At 60.6% G+C, this 16171-nt stretch carries 18 protein-coding genes and 1 pseudogene; 9 read left to right on the forward strand and 10 right to left on the reverse strand.

Annotation, left to right across the window (positions count from 1 at the left end; translation table 11 throughout):
* Positions 1-30: 30 nt before the first annotated feature.
* From hpt to I6L35_RS02530, 8 genes and pseudogenes are all read left to right on the forward strand, one after another.
* Entirely contained in the window at positions 31-561 is a 531-nt protein-coding gene (gene hpt / locus I6L35_RS02495; RefSeq protein ID WP_005335618.1) for a hypoxanthine phosphoribosyltransferase, read from the forward strand.
* Between the two features lie 111 nt (positions 562-672).
* A complete protein-coding gene (locus I6L35_RS02500; RefSeq protein WP_042052377.1) occupies positions 673-1590 on the forward strand; it encodes an ABC transporter ATP-binding protein in 918 nt (305 codons plus the stop codon).
* A complete protein-coding gene (locus I6L35_RS02505) occupies positions 1587-2360 on the forward strand; it encodes an ABC transporter permease (protein ID WP_005362866.1) in 774 nt (257 codons plus the stop codon). Before I6L35_RS02500 ends, I6L35_RS02505 begins: the two co-directional genes overlap by 4 nt.
* A 226-nt stretch (positions 2361-2586) precedes the next feature.
* Positions 2587-3738 (forward strand): double-cubane-cluster-containing anaerobic reductase, encoded by a 1152-nt coding sequence (locus I6L35_RS02510; protein WP_216979455.1) that lies wholly within the window; start codon positions 2587-2589, stop codon positions 3736-3738.
* Positions 3739-3747: 9 nt separating this feature from the next.
* Positions 3748-4530, forward strand: coding sequence for an acyl-CoA dehydratase activase (locus tag I6L35_RS02515; protein ID WP_216979456.1), 783 nt, complete (start codon positions 3748-3750; stop codon positions 4528-4530).
* Positions 4527-4835, forward strand: coding sequence for a DUF3343 domain-containing protein (locus I6L35_RS02520; RefSeq protein ID WP_216979457.1), 309 nt, complete (start codon positions 4527-4529; stop codon positions 4833-4835). The genes I6L35_RS02515 and I6L35_RS02520 overlap by 4 nt, the downstream gene beginning before the upstream one ends.
* A 14-nt stretch (positions 4836-4849) precedes the next feature.
* Positions 4850-5260 (forward strand): MauE/DoxX family redox-associated membrane protein, encoded by a 411-nt coding sequence (locus I6L35_RS02525; protein WP_254204516.1) that lies wholly within the window; start codon positions 4850-4852, stop codon positions 5258-5260.
* A 12-nt stretch (positions 5261-5272) separates the two neighbouring features.
* Positions 5273-5800, forward strand: a pseudogene (locus I6L35_RS02530) (rhodanese-like domain-containing protein).
* Between the two features lie 63 nt (positions 5801-5863).
* Here I6L35_RS02530 and I6L35_RS02535 read toward each other — a convergent pair.
* The 7 genes from I6L35_RS02535 to gluQRS form a co-directional block, all read right to left on the reverse strand.
* Positions 5864-7231 carry a cation:dicarboxylase symporter family transporter gene (locus I6L35_RS02535; RefSeq protein WP_216979459.1) on the reverse strand — a complete coding sequence of 456 codons (1368 nt, stop codon included), beginning with the start codon at positions 7229-7231 and terminating at the stop codon, positions 5864-5866.
* A gap of 144 nt (positions 7232-7375) precedes the next feature.
* The gene (locus I6L35_RS02540; protein ID WP_216979460.1) at positions 7376-7726 is read right to left on the reverse strand and encodes a putative quinol monooxygenase; all 351 of its coding nucleotides are present in this window, start codon (positions 7724-7726) and stop codon (positions 7376-7378) included.
* A gap of 24 nt (positions 7727-7750) precedes the next feature.
* On the reverse strand, positions 7751-8608 hold the full coding sequence (gene panC / locus I6L35_RS02545) for a pantoate--beta-alanine ligase (protein WP_005335639.1): 858 nt from the start codon (positions 8606-8608) through the stop codon (positions 7751-7753).
* 201 nt (positions 8609-8809) lie between these two features.
* The gene (gene panB, locus I6L35_RS02550; RefSeq protein ID WP_128815565.1) at positions 8810-9604 is read right to left on the reverse strand and encodes a 3-methyl-2-oxobutanoate hydroxymethyltransferase; all 795 of its coding nucleotides are present in this window, start codon (positions 9602-9604) and stop codon (positions 8810-8812) included.
* The gene (folK, locus tag I6L35_RS02555) at positions 9601-10110 is read right to left on the reverse strand and encodes a 2-amino-4-hydroxy-6-hydroxymethyldihydropteridine diphosphokinase (protein WP_216980231.1); all 510 of its coding nucleotides are present in this window, start codon (positions 10108-10110) and stop codon (positions 9601-9603) included. Before folK ends, panB begins: the two co-directional genes overlap by 4 nt.
* A gap of 11 nt (positions 10111-10121) precedes the next feature.
* On the reverse strand, positions 10122-11588 hold the full coding sequence (pcnB, locus tag I6L35_RS02560; RefSeq protein ID WP_005335642.1) for a polynucleotide adenylyltransferase PcnB: 1467 nt from the start codon (positions 11586-11588) through the stop codon (positions 10122-10124).
* 255 nt (positions 11589-11843) lie between these two features.
* On the reverse strand, positions 11844-12752 hold the full coding sequence (gene gluQRS / locus I6L35_RS02565; RefSeq protein ID WP_216979461.1) for a tRNA glutamyl-Q(34) synthetase GluQRS: 909 nt from the start codon (positions 12750-12752) through the stop codon (positions 11844-11846).
* Positions 12753-12905: 153 nt separating this feature from the next.
* Between gluQRS and I6L35_RS02570 the strand changes: the two genes are divergently transcribed.
* A protein-coding gene (locus I6L35_RS02570; protein WP_216979462.1) for an IS3 family transposase occupies positions 12906-14125 on the forward strand; the annotation gives its coding sequence in 2 pieces (ribosomal slippage) (positions 12906-13254 and positions 13254-14125; 1221 coding nt in all).
* Between the two features lie 64 nt (positions 14126-14189).
* On the opposite strand, the gene dksA is transcribed toward I6L35_RS02570, so the two are convergent.
* The 3 genes from dksA to thpR all read right to left on the reverse strand — a co-directional run bounded on the left by dksA (position 14190) and on the right by thpR (position 16041).
* On the reverse strand, positions 14190-14639 hold the full coding sequence (gene dksA / locus I6L35_RS02575) for an RNA polymerase-binding protein DksA (RefSeq protein ID WP_005335644.1): 450 nt from the start codon (positions 14637-14639) through the stop codon (positions 14190-14192).
* A gap of 119 nt (positions 14640-14758) precedes the next feature.
* Complete coding sequence (gene sfsA, locus I6L35_RS02580; protein ID WP_139406696.1) at positions 14759-15502, reverse strand: DNA/RNA nuclease SfsA; 744 nt, start codon at positions 15500-15502, stop codon at positions 14759-14761.
* On the reverse strand, positions 15499-16041 hold the full coding sequence (gene thpR, locus I6L35_RS02585) for an RNA 2',3'-cyclic phosphodiesterase (RefSeq protein WP_064335479.1): 543 nt from the start codon (positions 16039-16041) through the stop codon (positions 15499-15501). Before thpR ends, sfsA begins: the two co-directional genes overlap by 4 nt.
* Positions 16042-16171 lie beyond the last annotated feature (130 nt).

The raw sequence follows: 16171 nt of genomic DNA on the forward strand, positions 1-16171 counted from the left end.
AAATCCCCTTTGGCCTTATGGGAGTAAGTGATGAAACACACCGTCGAGGTGATGATCTCCGAGGCTGAAGTCGCCGCCCGGATCGCCAAATTGGGTGAAGAGATCACCGCCCGCTATCAGGGTTCTGACGAAGTCGTGATGATTGCGCTGCTGCGCGGTTCCTGCATCTTCCTGGCCGACCTCTGCCGCCAGTGCCAGCTGCCCATCACTCTGGACTTCATGACAGCCTCCAGCTACGGCTCCGGCATGCACAGCACCCGTGACGTCCGCATCCTCAAAGACCTGGACGATGACATCAAGGGCAAGGATGTGGTGATCGTGGAAGACATCATCGACACCGGTTACACCCTCAACAAGGTGCGCGAGATCCTCTCCCTGCGCGAGCCGAAATCCCTGGCCATCTGCACCCTGCTGGACAAACCCTCCCGCCGCGAAGTGCAGGTGCCGGTCGACTGGATTGGCTTCGCCATTCCGGACGAATTCGTGGTCGGCTGTGGCATCGACTACGCCCAGAAGTACCGCAACCTGCCGTTTATCGGCAAAGTGGTACCCCAGGAGTAAGCCAGGTTCAGGAATATCACGGGTGAAGCGGTCTTGCGCCCTTTACTCTGTGCAGGCGGCCTTGGCCGCCTTTTCTGTATCGAGCCGGATTCAACCATCACAGAGGTTGCAATGAACGCATTGGAAATCAGCGGCCTGAAAAAGACCTATCAGGGGGGCGTCGAAGCCCTTAAAGGCATCGATCTTACCGTCAGGCAGGGGGATTTCTTCGCCCTGCTCGGCCCGAACGGCGCGGGCAAGTCCACCACCATCGGCGTCATCAGCTCGCTGGTGAACAAGAGCGCCGGCAAGGTGAAGGTGTTTGGCTACGACATCGACAGCGATCTCGAACAGGCCAAGGCCCAGCTCGGGCTGGTACCGCAGGAGTTCAACTTCAGCCAGTTCGAGAAGGTGATCCAGATTGTCACCCATCAAGCCGGTTTCTACGGCGTGCCCAAGGCGGAAGCCAAGATCCGCGCCGAGAAGTACCTGCGCCAGCTCGATCTGTGGGAGAAGCGCGACATGCCTGCCCGCACCCTCTCCGGCGGCATGAAGCGTCGCCTGATGATCGCCCGCGCCCTGATGCACGAGCCCAAACTGCTGATCCTCGATGAACCGACCGCCGGGGTCGATATCGAGATCCGCCGCTCCATGTGGACCTTCCTCAAGGATCTCAACGAGCAGGGCGTCACCATTATTCTCACCACCCACTATCTGGAAGAGGCCGAGATGCTCTGCCGCAACATCGGCATCATCGACAAGGGTCGGCTGATCGAGAACACCAGCATGAAAAACCTGCTGGGCAAGCTGGGTCGCGAGACCTTCCTGCTCGACCTTGCGCCAGGTTCTGCCGTACCTGAGGTGCCGGAGTTCAACGGCCGGATGCAGGATGAACGTACCCTTGAGGTGGATCTCGACAAGAGCCAGTCACTCAACAGCCTGTTCGAGCAACTGTCGAAGCAGCAGGTGCAGGTCGTGAGCATGCGCAACAAGGCCAACCGGCTGGAAGAGCTGTTCGTCAATCTGGTCGAAGAGGGGAGAAAAGCATGAATCTGGCCATCTACTACATCGCCTTCAAGAGCATTCTGGCCAAAGAGGTAAGCCGCTTTACCCGGATCTGGATCCAGACCCTGGTGCCACCGGCCATCACCATGAGCCTCTATTTCGTCATCTTCGGCAACCTGATCGGTTCGCGCATCGGTGACATGGGCGGCTTCACCTACATGGAGTTCATCGTGCCCGGCCTCATCATGATGTCGGTGATCACCAACTCCTACTCCAACGTCGCCTCCTCCTTCTTCAGCGCCAAGTTCCAGCGCAATATCGAGGAGATGCTGGTCGCGCCGGTGCCCAACTACGTCATCATCGCCGGTTATGTGGGCGGAGGCGTGGCACGCGGCCTCTGTGTCGGCCTTATCGTCACCCTGGTGTCGCTGTTCTTCGTGCCGCTGCAGATCCACCATCTGTTCAGCGTCTGCGTGACCGTGCTGCTCACCGCGATCCTCTTCTCGCTGGGTGGCCTCATCAACGCGGTGTTTGCCAAGACCTTTGACGACATCAGCATCATCCCCACCTTCGTGCTGACACCCCTCACCTATCTGGGCGGGGTGTTCTACTCCATCAGCCTGCTGCCCCCCTTCTGGCAGGGTGTCTCTCAGGTGAACCCCATCATCTACATGGTGAACGCGTTCCGTTACGGTTTCCTCGGTATCTCCGACGTGCCGCTCGGCACCGCCTACCTCATCATCATCGGCTTTATCGTGGCCCTCTACGGTATCGCCTGGTGGCTTATCTCCCGCGGCACCGGCCTGCGCCACTAATAACCAAAACGGGCACCTCGCGGTGCCCTTTTTTTATTCCCCCTGTAGCCCCTTAAACCTGCCAGCCCCCTTCGCAATAACCTGCCTGTTATTAAGGCTTTACCTGACACCTTGTGATCCACCGCAATTTTCGAATTACCCCCAAAGGTATAATTCTCGCGGTTGGATGTGCCGTCATTGATGGAGCATCTGTCTCTTCATTTCTCTCATCAGGGCAGGATCGCCTATGTCACTTATCACCGAGTTGCCAGCCATTTTCGATAGTTTTTCAGATGCTCGTCGTCAGGGCTTTCTGGCTGTGATGGCACTCAAGGAGCGACAGATCCCCCTGGTCGGCACCTACTGCACCTTTATGCCGCAGGAGGTGGCGATGGCCGCCGGCGCGGTGGTGGTATCGCTCTGCTCCACCAGCGACGAGACCATCGAGGAGGCCGAGAAAGAGTTGCCCCGCAACCTCTGCCCGCTGATCAAGAGCAGCTACGGGTTCGGCAAGACCGACAAGTGCCCCTACTTCTACTTCTCCGATCTGGTGGTGGGGGAAACCACCTGCGACGGCAAGAAGAAGATGTACGAGTACATGGCCGAGTTCAAACCGGTGCACGTGATGCAGTTGCCCAACCGTGCCGATGACGAAGCCTCCCGCACCCTGTGGCGCAGCGAAATCGTCCGCTTCAAGGAGTTGCTGGAGCAGCAGTTCGGCCAACCCATTAGCGAGCAGGCGCTGCGCGACGCCATCGTGCTGAAGAACCGCGAGCGCCGCGCGCTGGCCGACTTCTATCGGCTGGGTCAGCTCAACCCGCCGGCGCTGAGCGGCACCGACCTGCTCAAGGTGGTCTATGGCGCCACCTTCCGCTTCGACAAGGAGCAGCTCATCAGCGAGCTGCAGGAGATGACCCGCCGCATCAAGACCGAGTATGCCGAGGGCAAGCGGCTCGATGCCCGCCCGCGTATCCTCATCACCGGCTGTCCCATCGGCGGCGCGGCCGACAAGGTGGTGCGCCTCATCGAGGAGCACGGTGGCTGGGTGGTGGGTTACGAGAACTGCACCGGCGCCAAGGCGACCGAGCAGTGCGTCAGCGAACAGGGTGACCCGTTCGATGCCTTAACCGACAAGTATCTGGCCATCGGCTGCTCCTGCATCTCCCCCAACCACCAGCGCATGAATCTGCTGAGCCAGATGGTGGAGGAGTATCAGGCAGACGGGGTGATCGATGTGATCCTGCAGGCCTGCCACACCTATGCGGTGGAGTCGCTCGCCATCAAGCGCCATGTGCGCGAACGCCACGGCATCCCCTACATGGCGGTCGAGACCGACTACTCCAGCGCCGACAAGGGACAACTGGCCACCCGGCTGGCCGCCTTTATCGAAATGCTGTGAGGAGGCGCCGTGTCACTCTCCATCGGGATTGACTCGGGCTCCACCGCGACCAAGGGGATCCTGTTCGACCACAAGGATGGCGGGCGTATCGTCCGCCGTTTTATGGTGCCGACCCCCTTTCGTCCGCTGGCTGCCATCGAGCAAGGCTGGGAGGAGCTCTCGGCCGATTTGCCAGAGCGCCCCCACCTGACCCTGACCGGCTATGGCCGCGATCTGGCATCGTTCGCCGATCGCCGGGTTACCGAGATCTCCTGCCATGGGCTGGGGGCTCGCCTGCTCTGCCCGTCGGTACACACCGTCATCGACATCGGCGGGCAGGACAGCAAGGTGATCCAGCTCGATAGCGAGGGCAATCTCACCGACTTTCTGATGAACGACAAGTGCGCAGCCGGTACCGGTCGCTTTCTCGAGGTGATCACCCGCACTCTGGGGGCACGGGTCGAGCAGCTCGACGAGCTGTTGGAGGGCGCAGAGCCCCACGACATCAGCAGCATGTGTACCGTGTTTGCCGAATCGGAGGCGATTAGCCTGCGCTCGGCGGGCATTCCGGCCGAGTCGATCCTGGCCGGCATCGTCCGCGCCATGGCGCGGCGCAGTGCCAACTTTATCGGCCGCCTCGGTGCCAGACCGACAGTGCTCTTTACCGGCGGCGTCAGCCACTGCGCCACCTTCCGCCACTATCTGGCCGAAGGGTTGGGCTGCGACGTGGCCACCCACCCGGACGCCCAATTTGCCGGTGCGCTGGGGGCCGCGCTGTTTGGCGCGCGCGCCATGGCGGGAGGCAAGTCATGAACGAAGAGTTCCTCTACCTGTTCCACTCCACCCTCGGTACGGTCAGGCTGCGCAAGCGGCTGGAGCTGCACGGCCAGTCGTTTCGGGTCTGCGACGTGCCGCGCCAGCTCAGCGCTGGCTGTGGCCTCGCCATTCGCCTCCACTGCCCGCCAGACGAGTGGCAGCAGTGGTGCCAGAGTGGTGAAACCGCCGCCGTCTTTCGCTGCGAAGTGGACGGCGACTATCAGGAGCTGGCCCGCTATCCGGCCGATAGCCCGGACATGGCGAAGCAAACGCCTGTGGCTGGCAGTCGGAGTCATGGATGATAAAGAGCTATCCCATGGCTGTTTATCTGCGCATGCTGGCCAGGCTGACGCTGGGGGGATTCTTCCTCGCCTCCGCCGGGTTCAAGCTGGCTTCCCCTGCCCTGTTCATCGAGCAGATCGGCGCCTTTGGCCTGATCTGGCCGCCGCTGATCCCGCTCGCTGCCTGGGGGCTGATTGCCCTTGAGCTCTGCGCAGGGCTGGCGGTCATCGCCAACCGGCGCTGGGGATTGTGGCTGGTGATCGGGCTGCTCGCCCTGTTTATTCCGGTGTTGGGCTATGGCGTTGCCATCGGGCTCGACATCTCTTGCGGCTGTCTGGGCAGGGCTGATCTCAGCTCGTTGCCGGAGGCCATTGTGCGGGATCTGCTGCTATTGACGCTTGCGGGCGCCCTGCTGCGAACTTCCCGCCCCGTTTTCCCGTTCTAAAGGAGTAGTGACATGATGACATTGCGATCCCGCACTCTGGTAGCCTCGCTGATCGCCGCCAGCTTTGCCCTCGCGGGCTGTGGCGACAACCAGTTCGAGCAGGAGGTGAAGCTTGAGTAATCGGCTGTGCAGCTGGCACAGGAGGCGCAGCAGGGGGGCTATCAGCTGCTGACCGTGGCCGAGCTGAAAACCCGGATGGACAAGGGCGAGGAGCTGGTGATCATCGACACCATGCCCTATGAGGACTCCTACAAGAAGGAGCATATCCCGGGCGCCAAGAACTTTGCCTTCGTGAAAGAGGCGAAAGCGGGCGACAACTGGAGCGAGATTGTCGAGGGAAGCGGTACACCGGAGCAGTTCCAGGCGCTGCTGGGTGAAGACAAAGCCCGCCCTGTGGTGATCTACTGCGGCTTCGTCAAGTGTGGCCGCAGCCACAACGCTGCCGCCTGGGCGGTCAATCAGGGCTATCAACAGGTCTATCGGGTACCGGGCGGCATCTTCGCCTGGAAAGGGGCCGGCTACCCCGTCACGGCCGAGTAACCCGACCTTTCGCCCAAAAAAGAAGCCCGCAACTGCGGGCTTCTCTCATTTCGATGCTGGCTGTCAGCTGGCGACTCGGGACGCGTCACCTTCCACAACGTCGCTCTGCGCCTGTTCGCCCAGCAGGCGCTTGGTGATCATGGCCGCCATGATGGAGCCGTTGACGTTGAGGGCGGTACGGCCCATGTCCACCAGCGGCTCGATGGCGATCATCACCCCCACCAGCGCGATGGGGAAGTTGAGGGTGGAGAGCACGATCAGCGCGGCGAAGGTGCCGCCACCGCCGACGCCAGCCACCCCGATGGAGCCCAGCGCAATCACCGGCAGCAGAGTCAGCAGGAACAGGGGATCAAACGGGTTGATGCCAAGCATGGGGGCAATCATCGCCACCATCATGGCCGGATAGATGCCGGCGCAGCCGTTCTGGCCGAGGTTGGCACCGAACGAGGCGGCAAAGTTGGCGATGCTGGCGGGCACGCCAAGGCGCTGCTGGGTCTCGATACTGAGCGGAATGGAGGCGGCACTGCTGCGGGAGATAAAAGCGAAAGTGAGCACGCCCCACACTTCCCGTAGGTAGTGCAGCGGGTTCTGGCCGATCAGCAGCAGGATCACCATGTGCACGGCAAACATCGCCAGAATGGCGACGTAGCAGACCAGAATAAAGCCGAGCAGATTAAGGATCTCGCTCAGGGGATAGTGGGCCACCACCCGGGCGATCAGTGCCATCACGCCATAGGGGGTGAGCGCAATCACCACCCGCACCATCTTCATCACCCACAGTTGCAGGGTGTCGATGGCCACGGCGGCGCGAGCACCAGCCTCCGGATGCTCCGCCTTCATCTGCAGCAGGGCAACCCCGGCCAGCACGGTGAAGATCACCACCCCGATCACCGAGAGGCCGCGACTACCCGCCATATCAGCAGCAAAGTTGGTGGGCACCAGCGAGAGCAGCAGAGCCGGCAGGGTCTGGGCACTGTCGATGGTGCTCATGCTCTGTTGCAGGGCTGCCGCGTCGCTGCCGTGGCTCAACAGCCCGGTGGCGGTAAGGCCGCTCAGGTGGGTAATGCTCATCCCTACCACACCGGCGATCATCACCAGGGTCAGCATGGAGCCGATCAGCACGGCGCTGATCTTGCCGAGGGACTGGGCCTGATCCAGCTTGTTGATGGCGGAGAGGATGGAGGTGAACACCAGCGGCATCATCACCACCTTGAGCAGGCTGACATAGCCGCCGCCGATGATATTGACCCACTCCAGGGTCTGCTGAACGCCGGCATCATCGGCGCCCCAGCCCAGTTGCAGCGCCAGCCCGAACAGGGCGCCAAGCAGCAGACCCGCAAGTACCTTGCGCGAGAGCGGCACAGTAGAGGGAATCCGGGTCAGGGCAAAACAGAGCAGACAGAAGAGCAACGAAGTAAACAAGGTAAACATAAATAAACACCTGTAGCGGCCATCAGGGCCGATTGTGGAAAGCGAAAACAGAGGGTGCGAGCGGGGTCGCGGGGGAGAACGCCGGATTGCAGGCGTGAAAAAGCAGCGGACGCCCAAGAGGGCGTCCGCTGGCAATTGGGGGTATTACTTCTTTACGGGGGTGTCGTACTGTTCGGGTTCGTCGCTATAAACGCAGACATTCCACTTCGCGGCCAAACCATCTTCCGCCAGACAGTAACGCTCGAAGAAAGCCTTGATCTCCGCGCGCTGGCAGTGGGCTTCGAAAGCCGCCATATCTTGCCAAATCTCGTTGAACACGATGGGGAAGCTCTCCCCCTCGGCAAACGGACTCGCGATGTGGCGGGTCACCCGATATTGCAGGCAGCCATCCTCACGCAGGGTGTTGGGCTCGAGCGCCTGCAGCACCTGAAACAGGGCCTGCTCCTGACCGGGTTTGGGCAGAAATTGGGCAATGCAGTAAACCTTCTTGGACATGGGGTCCTCCTGGTTGTGGCGGGCTCAGGCTTGCTGCAGCGTGACCACTTGATTGTCGATAAGGCGGGCCTTGCCAAGATAAGCGGCCATCAGGATCACCAGCTGCGCGCTCTCGTCAGTGGCGGATTCGAGGGTGGCGGCATCGACGATGTCGATGGCATCGGTACGAAAACCGGCGTTGTCGAGGCGTTGGCTGGCCTGCGCCACCAAGGAGGGCAGGTGGTGGTCACCCGCTTCGATCTGCTCGGCGATCCAGTTCATGGTGCGCGCCAGCTCGGGGGCAATGGCCCGCTCGGCGGCAGTCAGGTAGCCGTTGCGCGAAGAGAGTGCCAGCCCGTCTTCGGCCCGTACGGTCGGCACACCGACGATCTCGATGGGCATCGCCATGTCGGCCACCATCTTGCGAATGAGCGCCAGCTGCTGGTAATCCTTCTGGCCAAAGCAGGCCACATCCGGCTGTACCAGATTGAACAGCTTGGTAACGACGGTGCTGACCCCACGAAAGTGACCCGGACGCAGCGCCCCCTCCAGCAGATTGGAGAGACCCGGCACCTCGACGAAGGTCTGGCTCGCCAGCCCCTGCGGATACATGATCTCCGGGGTCGGGGTGAACACCATATCGACCCCGGCCGCTTCCAGCGCAGCGCAATCCTGCTCCAGAGTGCGCGGGTAGTTGGCAAGATCCTCGGCCTTGTCGAACTGCATCGGGTTGACGAAGATGCTGACCACCACCTTCTCGGCGTGGCTGTGCGCCTCTTTCACCAGCGTCAGGTGGCCCTGATGCAGGTTGCCCATGGTGGGCACGAATGCGATGGCACGCCCTTCACGGCGCCATTGGCTGATCTGCTCACGCAGAACGACGGGATTATTTACGACCAACATCAGCAGTTCACCTTCCGATAAATCAAAAAGAGAGACGGGTTGCATCTACCGGTAGCACTCGGGCGGGATGAAGCACGAAAATGGCTATCAGCAGTTCACCTTTAGATGAATCAATAAGAGACGGATTAGCTATACGGGTTAACTGTGCGAGGCTGAGAAGCAGAGACGGGGGCCGCAGCCCCCATCATGCAACTGCCAGGGTCAGTTGAAGCTGTGCTCCGGGCCGGGGAAACTCCCCTCGCTCACCTGCTGGACATAGAGGCGGATGGCGGCACGCACATCGCCGGTCTCGGCCAGGAAGTTCTTGGTGAACTTGGGCACATAGCCAGAGGTGACGCCAAAGGCATCGTGCATCACCAAAATTTGACCATCGGTCGCGGGGCCGGCACCAATGCCAATCACCGGGATGCGAAGCGCCTTGGTGATGCGCTCGGCCAGCGCAGTGGGCACACACTCGAGCACCAGCAGCTGGATACCGGCCGCTTGCAGTTCGAGGGCCTGGCGGTAGATCTCCTGCGCCTGAAACTCGTCACGCCCCTGCACCTTGAAGCCGCCAAAGACATGAACGGATTGCGGGGTGAGACCGAGGTGACCACACACAGGCACCCCGTTGCGGGTAAGGTGACGGATAGAGTCACAGAGCCAGTCGCCCCCTTCCATCTTGACCATGCGGGCACCGGCCGCCATCAGGCGGGCAGCGTTCTGGTAAGTCTGCTCGGGGGTGGCGTAGCTCATGAACGGCATGTCGGCGACCACCAGTGCCTTGCTGGCACCGCGCGCCACACAGCGGGTGTGATAGACCATCTCATCCATGTTGACCGCCAGGGTATCCTGACCCCCTTGCAGCACCATGCCCAGCGAATCGCCGATAAGCAGCACGTGGGCCCCCTCGTCGTCGAACAGCTTGGCAAAGGTGGCATCATAGGCGGTGATGGCGGTGAACTTTTGACCTTCCTGCTTCATCTTCAGCAGGCTGGCGGTGGTGATCTTGCTCATAGAGGCTCCTGTACGTCTGCACGCGGGGCAATGATGGCCAAATCATTGTGCGGGCAGCGGGCAACCAGTCGGGCGAGCGGGGTGCCGCAGGGCAGCACCAGAGCAGGCGCAATTTCGGCAAGAGGCAGCAGCACGAACTCCCGCTCCTTCATGCCGTAGTGGGGTACGATCAGGCGCTCATGGTTGATCACCTGATCCCCATAGAGCAGCAGATCGAGATCCAGAGTTCTCGGCCCCCACCGCTCATCTTTGCGCACACGTCCCTGTTCCAGCTCGATTTTTTGTAATTGATCCAGCAGCGCAAGGGGTGCGAGCCGGGTGTTGAGCCGGACCACGGCATTGACGTAGTCCGGTTGGTCAGCAGGCCCCATGGGGCGGCTGCTGTAAAACGACGAGGCCTGCACCAGCACAGATTCCGGCAACCTTGCCAGGGCGGCAACGGCGCGACGAGCCTGACCCAGCGGATCAGACAGGTTGGAACCAATGGCGATGAAGACCTCGGTCATCACGTCTGTTGTCACTCGGCCACTTTCGGTTTGCGACGACGGGGGCGACGACGGTTGCGGCTGTTGCTGCTGCGCTTCTCGCCATCGTGGCTACGGGCCTCGCCGCGCTCACCGCTGGCCGGGCGACGGGTCGCTTCACGCTGCAATTGCGGGCGCACATCCGGATTGGAGGCAACATAGCGCTCCCACCAGCTGGCCAGCTCGCCGAGACCGCGCTCGACCCGGTTGCGCAGCAACAGGAAGTCGAACGCCGCGCGGAACTTGGGATGCTCCATGGCGCGCTCGGGGTGCTTGCCCTGACGACGGGTCAGCCGCTGTTGCAGTGCCCAGATGTCGCGGACATCTGTGGTGAAACGGCGGGGAACGGCGATGATCCGCACCTGATTGTCCAGTACCTCGTTGATCGCCAGCATGAAGGCGTCATACCAAGGCAGGCCGCTCTCGTTCTCCAGCACCCGACCACGGGCCTCGACGCAGCCCCACAGCAGGGTGGCGTAGAGGAAGGCGGGAGTGACGCGTTTATCTTCACGAACGCGAGTGTCAGTATCGATCAGTGCCTGCTCGATAAACTGCTCGTAGGGCGAGTTGCCGTGCGGGGTAAACAGCGCAGCCACTTGCGGGAAGAGCTGCTGGAACAGGCCATACTCGCGCAGCAGTTTGTAGGTCGCCAGACCGTCGCCAGCCAGGAACAGCTTGAGGGTCTCCTCAAACAGGCGGGCAGCCGGTATGTCTTGCAGCAGTGGCGCCAGCTCCTTGATGGGGGCGGCGGTACGCGGGCTGATGGTCATATCCAGCTTTGCGGCAAAGCGCACGGCGCGCAGCATGCGCACCGGATCTTCACGATAACGGGTCTCGGGATCGCCGATCAGCTCAAGCTTGCGCTCGGCCAGATCTTCCAGACCCCCTTCGAAATCGTGCAGGGTGAAATCTTTGGCGCTGTAGTAGAGGGCGTTGACGGTAAAGTCGCGGCGCTCGGCATCCTCTTCGATGGTGCCGTAGACGTTGTCGCGCAGCAGCATGCCTTCATCAGACTGGGCCGACACATGTTTGCTGGTATTGACCTGATGGTGGTGACCTCGGAAGGTGGCCACTTCGATCACGTCACGACCAAAGACAATGTGGGCCAGGCGGAAACGACGGCCAATCAGGCGGCAGTTGCTGAACAGCGCCTTGATCTGCTCCGGCGTCGCATCGGTTGCGATGTCGAAATCCTTGGGCGTCTTCCCGAGCAGCAGATCCCGGACTCCGCCGCCGACCAGGTAGGCCTCATAGCCCCCTTTGTTCAGGCGATAGAGCACCTTGAGTGCATTCTCGCTGATCTCTTTGCGCGAAATAGGGTGCTGATCACGGCTTAAGGTACGACGTTGACCGGCGACACGGGCTGGAATGGGGGATTCCACCGACTGCTCGCCGTCTTCCTTGCCGAGCACCTTGCGGCAAAAGTTTGCGATCTGGGAAAAAATGGTACACCTCTTCATGACTTCTAAATTGACGGGAGGCCAAAAAATAGCGGCCTATCATAGCTCACGCCTAACCAAATGAAAAACCGTGCTGACAATTGATCCCGCATGAAACCGTCTGCCAGCGAAAATAGCGGTAAATCTGCACATAGCTCAGGCCTGCACAAATGAAAAACCATGTGGCTACTTCAGCTCATTTGAATCAAACCGAGCCAAAAAATAGCGGTCTAACTGCGCATAGCTCACGTCCTATTACACGAAAACCGGCTCTTTTTACTCAAGGTCCAGCGGGATTTTCTCGCTGGCGGGCACCCGTTCGAGCTGCCAGTTAGCGATACCCCACCGGATGATCTCGTCGATCCGGCTCGCCATCAGCTCGGGCGGCGGGCACTGGCCGAGGAAGTGCAGCGCCTGCCACAGTGCCGGGCGCACCTCATCAAGCGCCAGCGCAGGCGCATGGTTCTGCTTGGAGAGCTTGTTGCCATCTGCCAGCACCACCAGCGGCAGGTGCACCCAGTCGGGCACCGGTGCCCCCAGGGTCTGGTAGAGGGCAATCTGGCGCACCGTGGGCTCCAGCAGATCGGCACCGCGCACTATCTCGGTGATGCCGCTGTCCATATCATCCACCACCACTGCCAGGTTGTAGGCATAGAGCCCGTCGCGGCGGCGGATAATGAAATCCTCCTCGGCGAGCGCCGCCGGTACCGCAATATGGCCCTGCAACCGATCGTCGAAGTGGTAGATCGGATGGTGCTGTCGCAGCCGGGCAGCGCAACCTTCGGCCGCAAGCCCGAGGGTGCGGCAGTGGCCGCTGTAGAGACCGCCCGCGGCCATGATTTCGCGCCGGGTGCAACGGCACCAGTAGAGGTCCCCCGCCCGATAGAGCTGGTCGATGATCTCGTCATAACGGCCGTGGCGCACGCTCTGGAACATCACCTCCCCATCCCACTCGAGGCCATATGCTTCAAGGGTCTTGAGGATCAGGGCCGCAGCCCCCGCCATCTCCCGCGGCGGATCGATATCCTCGATGCGCACCAGCCAGCGTCCCTGCTGCGCTCTGGCCTGCAAAAAGCTGCCGAGGGCGGCGATCAGCGAACCGAAATGAAGCGGGCCTGAGGGTGAGGGGGCAAAGCGGCCGACATAGGGACGTGCAAAGGGTGAGGACGGGGGATTCACTGGCATGACTGTTCGGGTAAGCGATTCATTGAGGCTGCATTCTGGGGCGCGACCGCCAAAAGCTCAATAAAAAAGGGAGCCCGCGAGCTCCCTTTTTCATATACCTGTCCCGTCCTGAATATGGTTTACACCTTTCCCCCCCAATAAATGGAGAACCCGATGGGACAAGGTGTGAAACGGACACAGCGCGATTACTCACTGACTTTTAAACTGGCACTGGTCGAGCAGATTGAAAAAGGCGAGCTCAGTTGCCAGCAAGCACAAGCCCGATATGGCATTCAGGGCAATTCGACCATTCTGGTATGGTTACGTAAACATGGTCGGCAAGATTGGAGCCAGGGGGCTTCTGTACGTGCCGGCAGGAGCATCACCATGCCAGACCCCGACAACCAGACGCCCGAGCAGCGTATCAAGGAACTCGAGCAACAGCTGGCGCTGATGAGTCAGAAAGCCCAGTTCTTTGAGGCCGTCGTCGATGTACTGAAGAATGACTACGGCGTCTCTATCGTAAAAAAGCGACCCGGCAAGTCCTCTCGCAGCGGCAAGTCGAAAGGCTGAGCATTGTCAGGGCTTGCCTGTTTCTGGGGATAAGCCGGCAGGCTTACTACAAGCGCAATCGGGTCGCCGACGAGCGCCATGCACAAGGGCTGCAGGTGGTGCGCTTCGTGCGTCAGGTTCGACTGCGACAACCTCGGGTGGGCACTCGCAAGCTGCATTATCTGCTCCAGGGTCAGGATGATGGCGGGCTCAAAGTCGGGCGTGACAGGCTGTTTCGGATATTGGCCGAGCACCGCCTGCTGGTGCTGCCCAGGCGGGCGTATCACAAGACCACCCACAGTTTTCACCGTTTCTACCGTCATCCCAACTTGCTCAAGGCGGGGCCAGAGCAGGTCACACCGGTGGCCCCGGAGCAGGTCTGGGTCGCAGATATCACCTATCTGCCAGCCAGGAGCGGGCCGCTGTACCTGAGCCTGGTGACGGATGCGTACTCACGCAAGATAGTGGGCCATCACGTGCACGAAGGGATGCACGCCGAATCGGTGGCGATGGCGTTCAAGAAAGCACTGAAGCAACGACGTGGCGGCGGGGAGCTAATCCATCACTCAGACCGCGGCGTGCAGTATTGCTCGGGACTGTATCAGTCATTACATGAACGGTACGGGGTGAAATGCTCGATGACGGATGGGTATGACTGTTACCAGAATGCGTTGGCGGAGCGGGTGAACGGGATTTTGAAAGGAGAGTTGTTGTTGCAAAGCCCGCAGGATTTGACGCAAGCGCGGGAAATGGTGCGTGAAGCTGTGAATATTTACAACATGGAGCGGCCGCATCATGCGTTGAAATACAGAACCCCCGATGCGGTACATAGGGGGTTCTGAGTAGATAAATGCTAGTTGAAAATGTGTAAACCTATTTCAGGACTAGACAACCAGAGGGTCGGGATCAACCGGCCATCTGTTTTTCCTTGATCTCGGCCAGCGTCTTGCAATCGACACAGAGGTCGGCAGTCGGACGGGCTTCCAGACGACGGATACCGATCTCGATACCGCAGTGTTCGCAGTAACCGAAATCATCGTCTTCAAGCAGCTGCAAGGTCTTCTCGATCTTCTTGATCAGCTTGCGTTCACGGTCGCGGGTACGCAGTTCAAGAGCGAACTCTTCTTCTTGCGCGGCACGATCCACGGGATCCGGGAAGTTGGCAGCCTCGTCTTTCATATGGTCGACGGTACGATCAACTTCCTGCATCAGTTGGTTGCGCCAGGCACCCAGGATCTTGCGAAAATGCGCCTTTTGTTGGTCATTCATGTACTCCTCACCCGGCTTTTCCTGGTAAGGCGCGACACCCGCAATGGCCAGGGGGCCCAGAGATTTCCTGTTTTCGCCTGTTGGCATGCCCTGTCTCCTAATTCAGCACGCTACCCGTGCCATCCATAAATTGAGGGCGACATCTATAGCAGAAGGGTAACGGGTAAGCAAACGAGCCGTACCAATAATGTTACCCACTCCAATATTTATGCACTCCCCTCGGGTAACAGGTGACCAGATTCAAACGGGATAAACCCTTGAGCCACCATGCCTTGCACCCCAACATGGGGCCGATAGCATAAAATTTCAACCCCCGCCGCGATTGCCTGCTCAATTAGCAGACTATAGTGCGGATCTATATGGGTTGCAGGGCGCATCCGGCTTATTCCGGAGTGCAACACCATAAATAGCAGCACGGCCCTGTGGCCCGCTGCTTTCATCGCCATCAACTCGCGCAAATGCTTGGCACCACGGGCGGTGACCGCATCGGGGAAGTAGCCCATACCCGGATCTTCACGTTCGTCGAGCAGGGTGACCGATTTTACCTCGATGTAACAATTGCCCTTCTCGTCATCTTCCAGCAACAGATCGATGCGACTGTTCTCTTCGCCATACTTCACCTCGGTGCGCAACCGGCTGTACCCCGCCAGCGGAGCGATGGCCTCCTGCTCGATCAGCTCCCGGGCAATCTGGTTGGCGCGCGCCGTGTTGACGCAGATAAAGTGGCCCGCCGGGCTCTCGGCGATCTCCCAGCTGTTGGGCAGCTTGCGCTTGGGGTTATCGGAGGTGGAGTACCAGACCCGAGTACCCGGATCGGCACAACCGGTCATGGCACCGGTATTGGCGCAATGGATGGTAATGACCTCGCCGTTATCGAGTTGCACATCGGTCAGAAAGCGCTTGTAGCGGGCCACCAGCTGGCCCGATTGCAGGGGGGGATCAAAGATCACGGGTTAGCCCTCCGCGCGTCTTCTTTTACCCGGGCGCGCAGCGGCCAGCAGGCAAGCGGCTCGTAGCGTACCCCGTCCGGAGTCGAGATGGATTGATAGAGGCAGAACTCATCGGCCTGCAGCAGAAAATTTGGGGCAGGCAGGATGGCCGGAGCCTCACCCGCCTTGCGCGACAGGGTGACATGGGGGCGATAACCCTGCTCGCCATTGCCAAGGCGCAACTTCTCGCCGTGACGGCGCAGCGCCTTTGCCAGCACGGTCAGCTCGTTGGGCCACTCCTTCGGGCCAATCCAGGCAGCCTTGGCCCGGCTGAACCAGCCGGTCTCATCCAGCCTGATGGAGAGCGGCGGACAGTGCTGACGCTCCACGGCGGCGATCAGGCGGCGGGTGGTCAACTCGTCAGCCTCACCCAGAAATGCCAGGGTCAGGTGGAGGTTGGCTTGCGGCACCGGCTGACCGGGCCAGGGCAGCTGATCGCGCCAGGCGATGAGCTCGGGGGCGAGCTCCTTGACGGGCAGGGCAAAGAAGAGTTTGGCCATGTGGTGATAATGCCTTTTTCACGCTCATTGGATGGGCCCATTCTATGGCAGCTATCCGGCCATGTCTCGCCAGCCTCCCGCCCGAGTGGCCATATCCGCACATCCACTCACGGTGGCACGGGCGGCTGTG

Origin of the sequence: Aeromonas sp. FDAARGOS 1405, assembly GCF_019048265.1 — a bacterium.
GTDB lineage: Bacteria > Pseudomonadota > Gammaproteobacteria > Enterobacterales > Aeromonadaceae > Aeromonas > Aeromonas veronii_A.

Bases quoted from the DNA above. Each gene is read 5' to 3' on its own strand.
- hpt (WP_005335618.1), top strand. From the start codon at position 31: ATGAAACACACCGTCGAGGTGATGATCTCCGAGGCTGAAGTCGCCGCC.
- I6L35_RS02500 (WP_042052377.1), top strand. From the start codon at position 673: ATGAACGCATTGGAAATCAGCGGCCTGAAAAAGACCTATCAGGGGGGC.
- I6L35_RS02505 (WP_005362866.1), top strand. From the start codon at position 1,587: ATGAATCTGGCCATCTACTACATCGCCTTCAAGAGCATTCTGGCCAAA.
- I6L35_RS02510 (WP_216979455.1), top strand. From the start codon at position 2,587: ATGTCACTTATCACCGAGTTGCCAGCCATTTTCGATAGTTTTTCAGAT.
- I6L35_RS02520 (WP_216979457.1), top strand. From the start codon at position 4,527: ATGAACGAAGAGTTCCTCTACCTGTTCCACTCCACCCTCGGTACGGTC.
- I6L35_RS02525 (WP_254204516.1), top strand. From the start codon at position 4,850: ATGGCTGTTTATCTGCGCATGCTGGCCAGGCTGACGCTGGGGGGATTC.
- I6L35_RS02535 (WP_216979459.1), bottom strand. From the start codon at position 7,231: ATGTTTACCTTGTTTACTTCGTTGCTCTTCTGTCTGCTCTGTTTTGCC.
- I6L35_RS02540 (WP_216979460.1), bottom strand. From the start codon at position 7,726: ATGTCCAAGAAGGTTTACTGCATTGCCCAATTTCTGCCCAAACCCGGT.
- panC (WP_005335639.1), bottom strand. From the start codon at position 8,608: ATGTTGGTCGTAAATAATCCCGTCGTTCTGCGTGAGCAGATCAGCCAA.
- panB (WP_128815565.1), bottom strand. From the start codon at position 9,604: ATGAGCAAGATCACCACCGCCAGCCTGCTGAAGATGAAGCAGGAAGGT.
- folK (WP_216980231.1), bottom strand. From the start codon at position 10,110: ATGACCGAGGTCTTCATCGCCATTGGTTCCAACCTGTCTGATCCGCTG.
- pcnB (WP_005335642.1), bottom strand. From the start codon at position 11,588: ATGAAGAGGTGTACCATTTTTTCCCAGATCGCAAACTTTTGCCGCAAG.
- gluQRS (WP_216979461.1), bottom strand. From the start codon at position 12,752: ATGCCAGTGAATCCCCCGTCCTCACCCTTTGCACGTCCCTATGTCGGC.
- dksA (WP_005335644.1), bottom strand. From the start codon at position 14,639: ATGCCAACAGGCGAAAACAGGAAATCTCTGGGCCCCCTGGCCATTGCG.
- thpR (WP_064335479.1), bottom strand. From the start codon at position 16,041: ATGGCCAAACTCTTCTTTGCCCTGCCCGTCAAGGAGCTCGCCCCCGAG.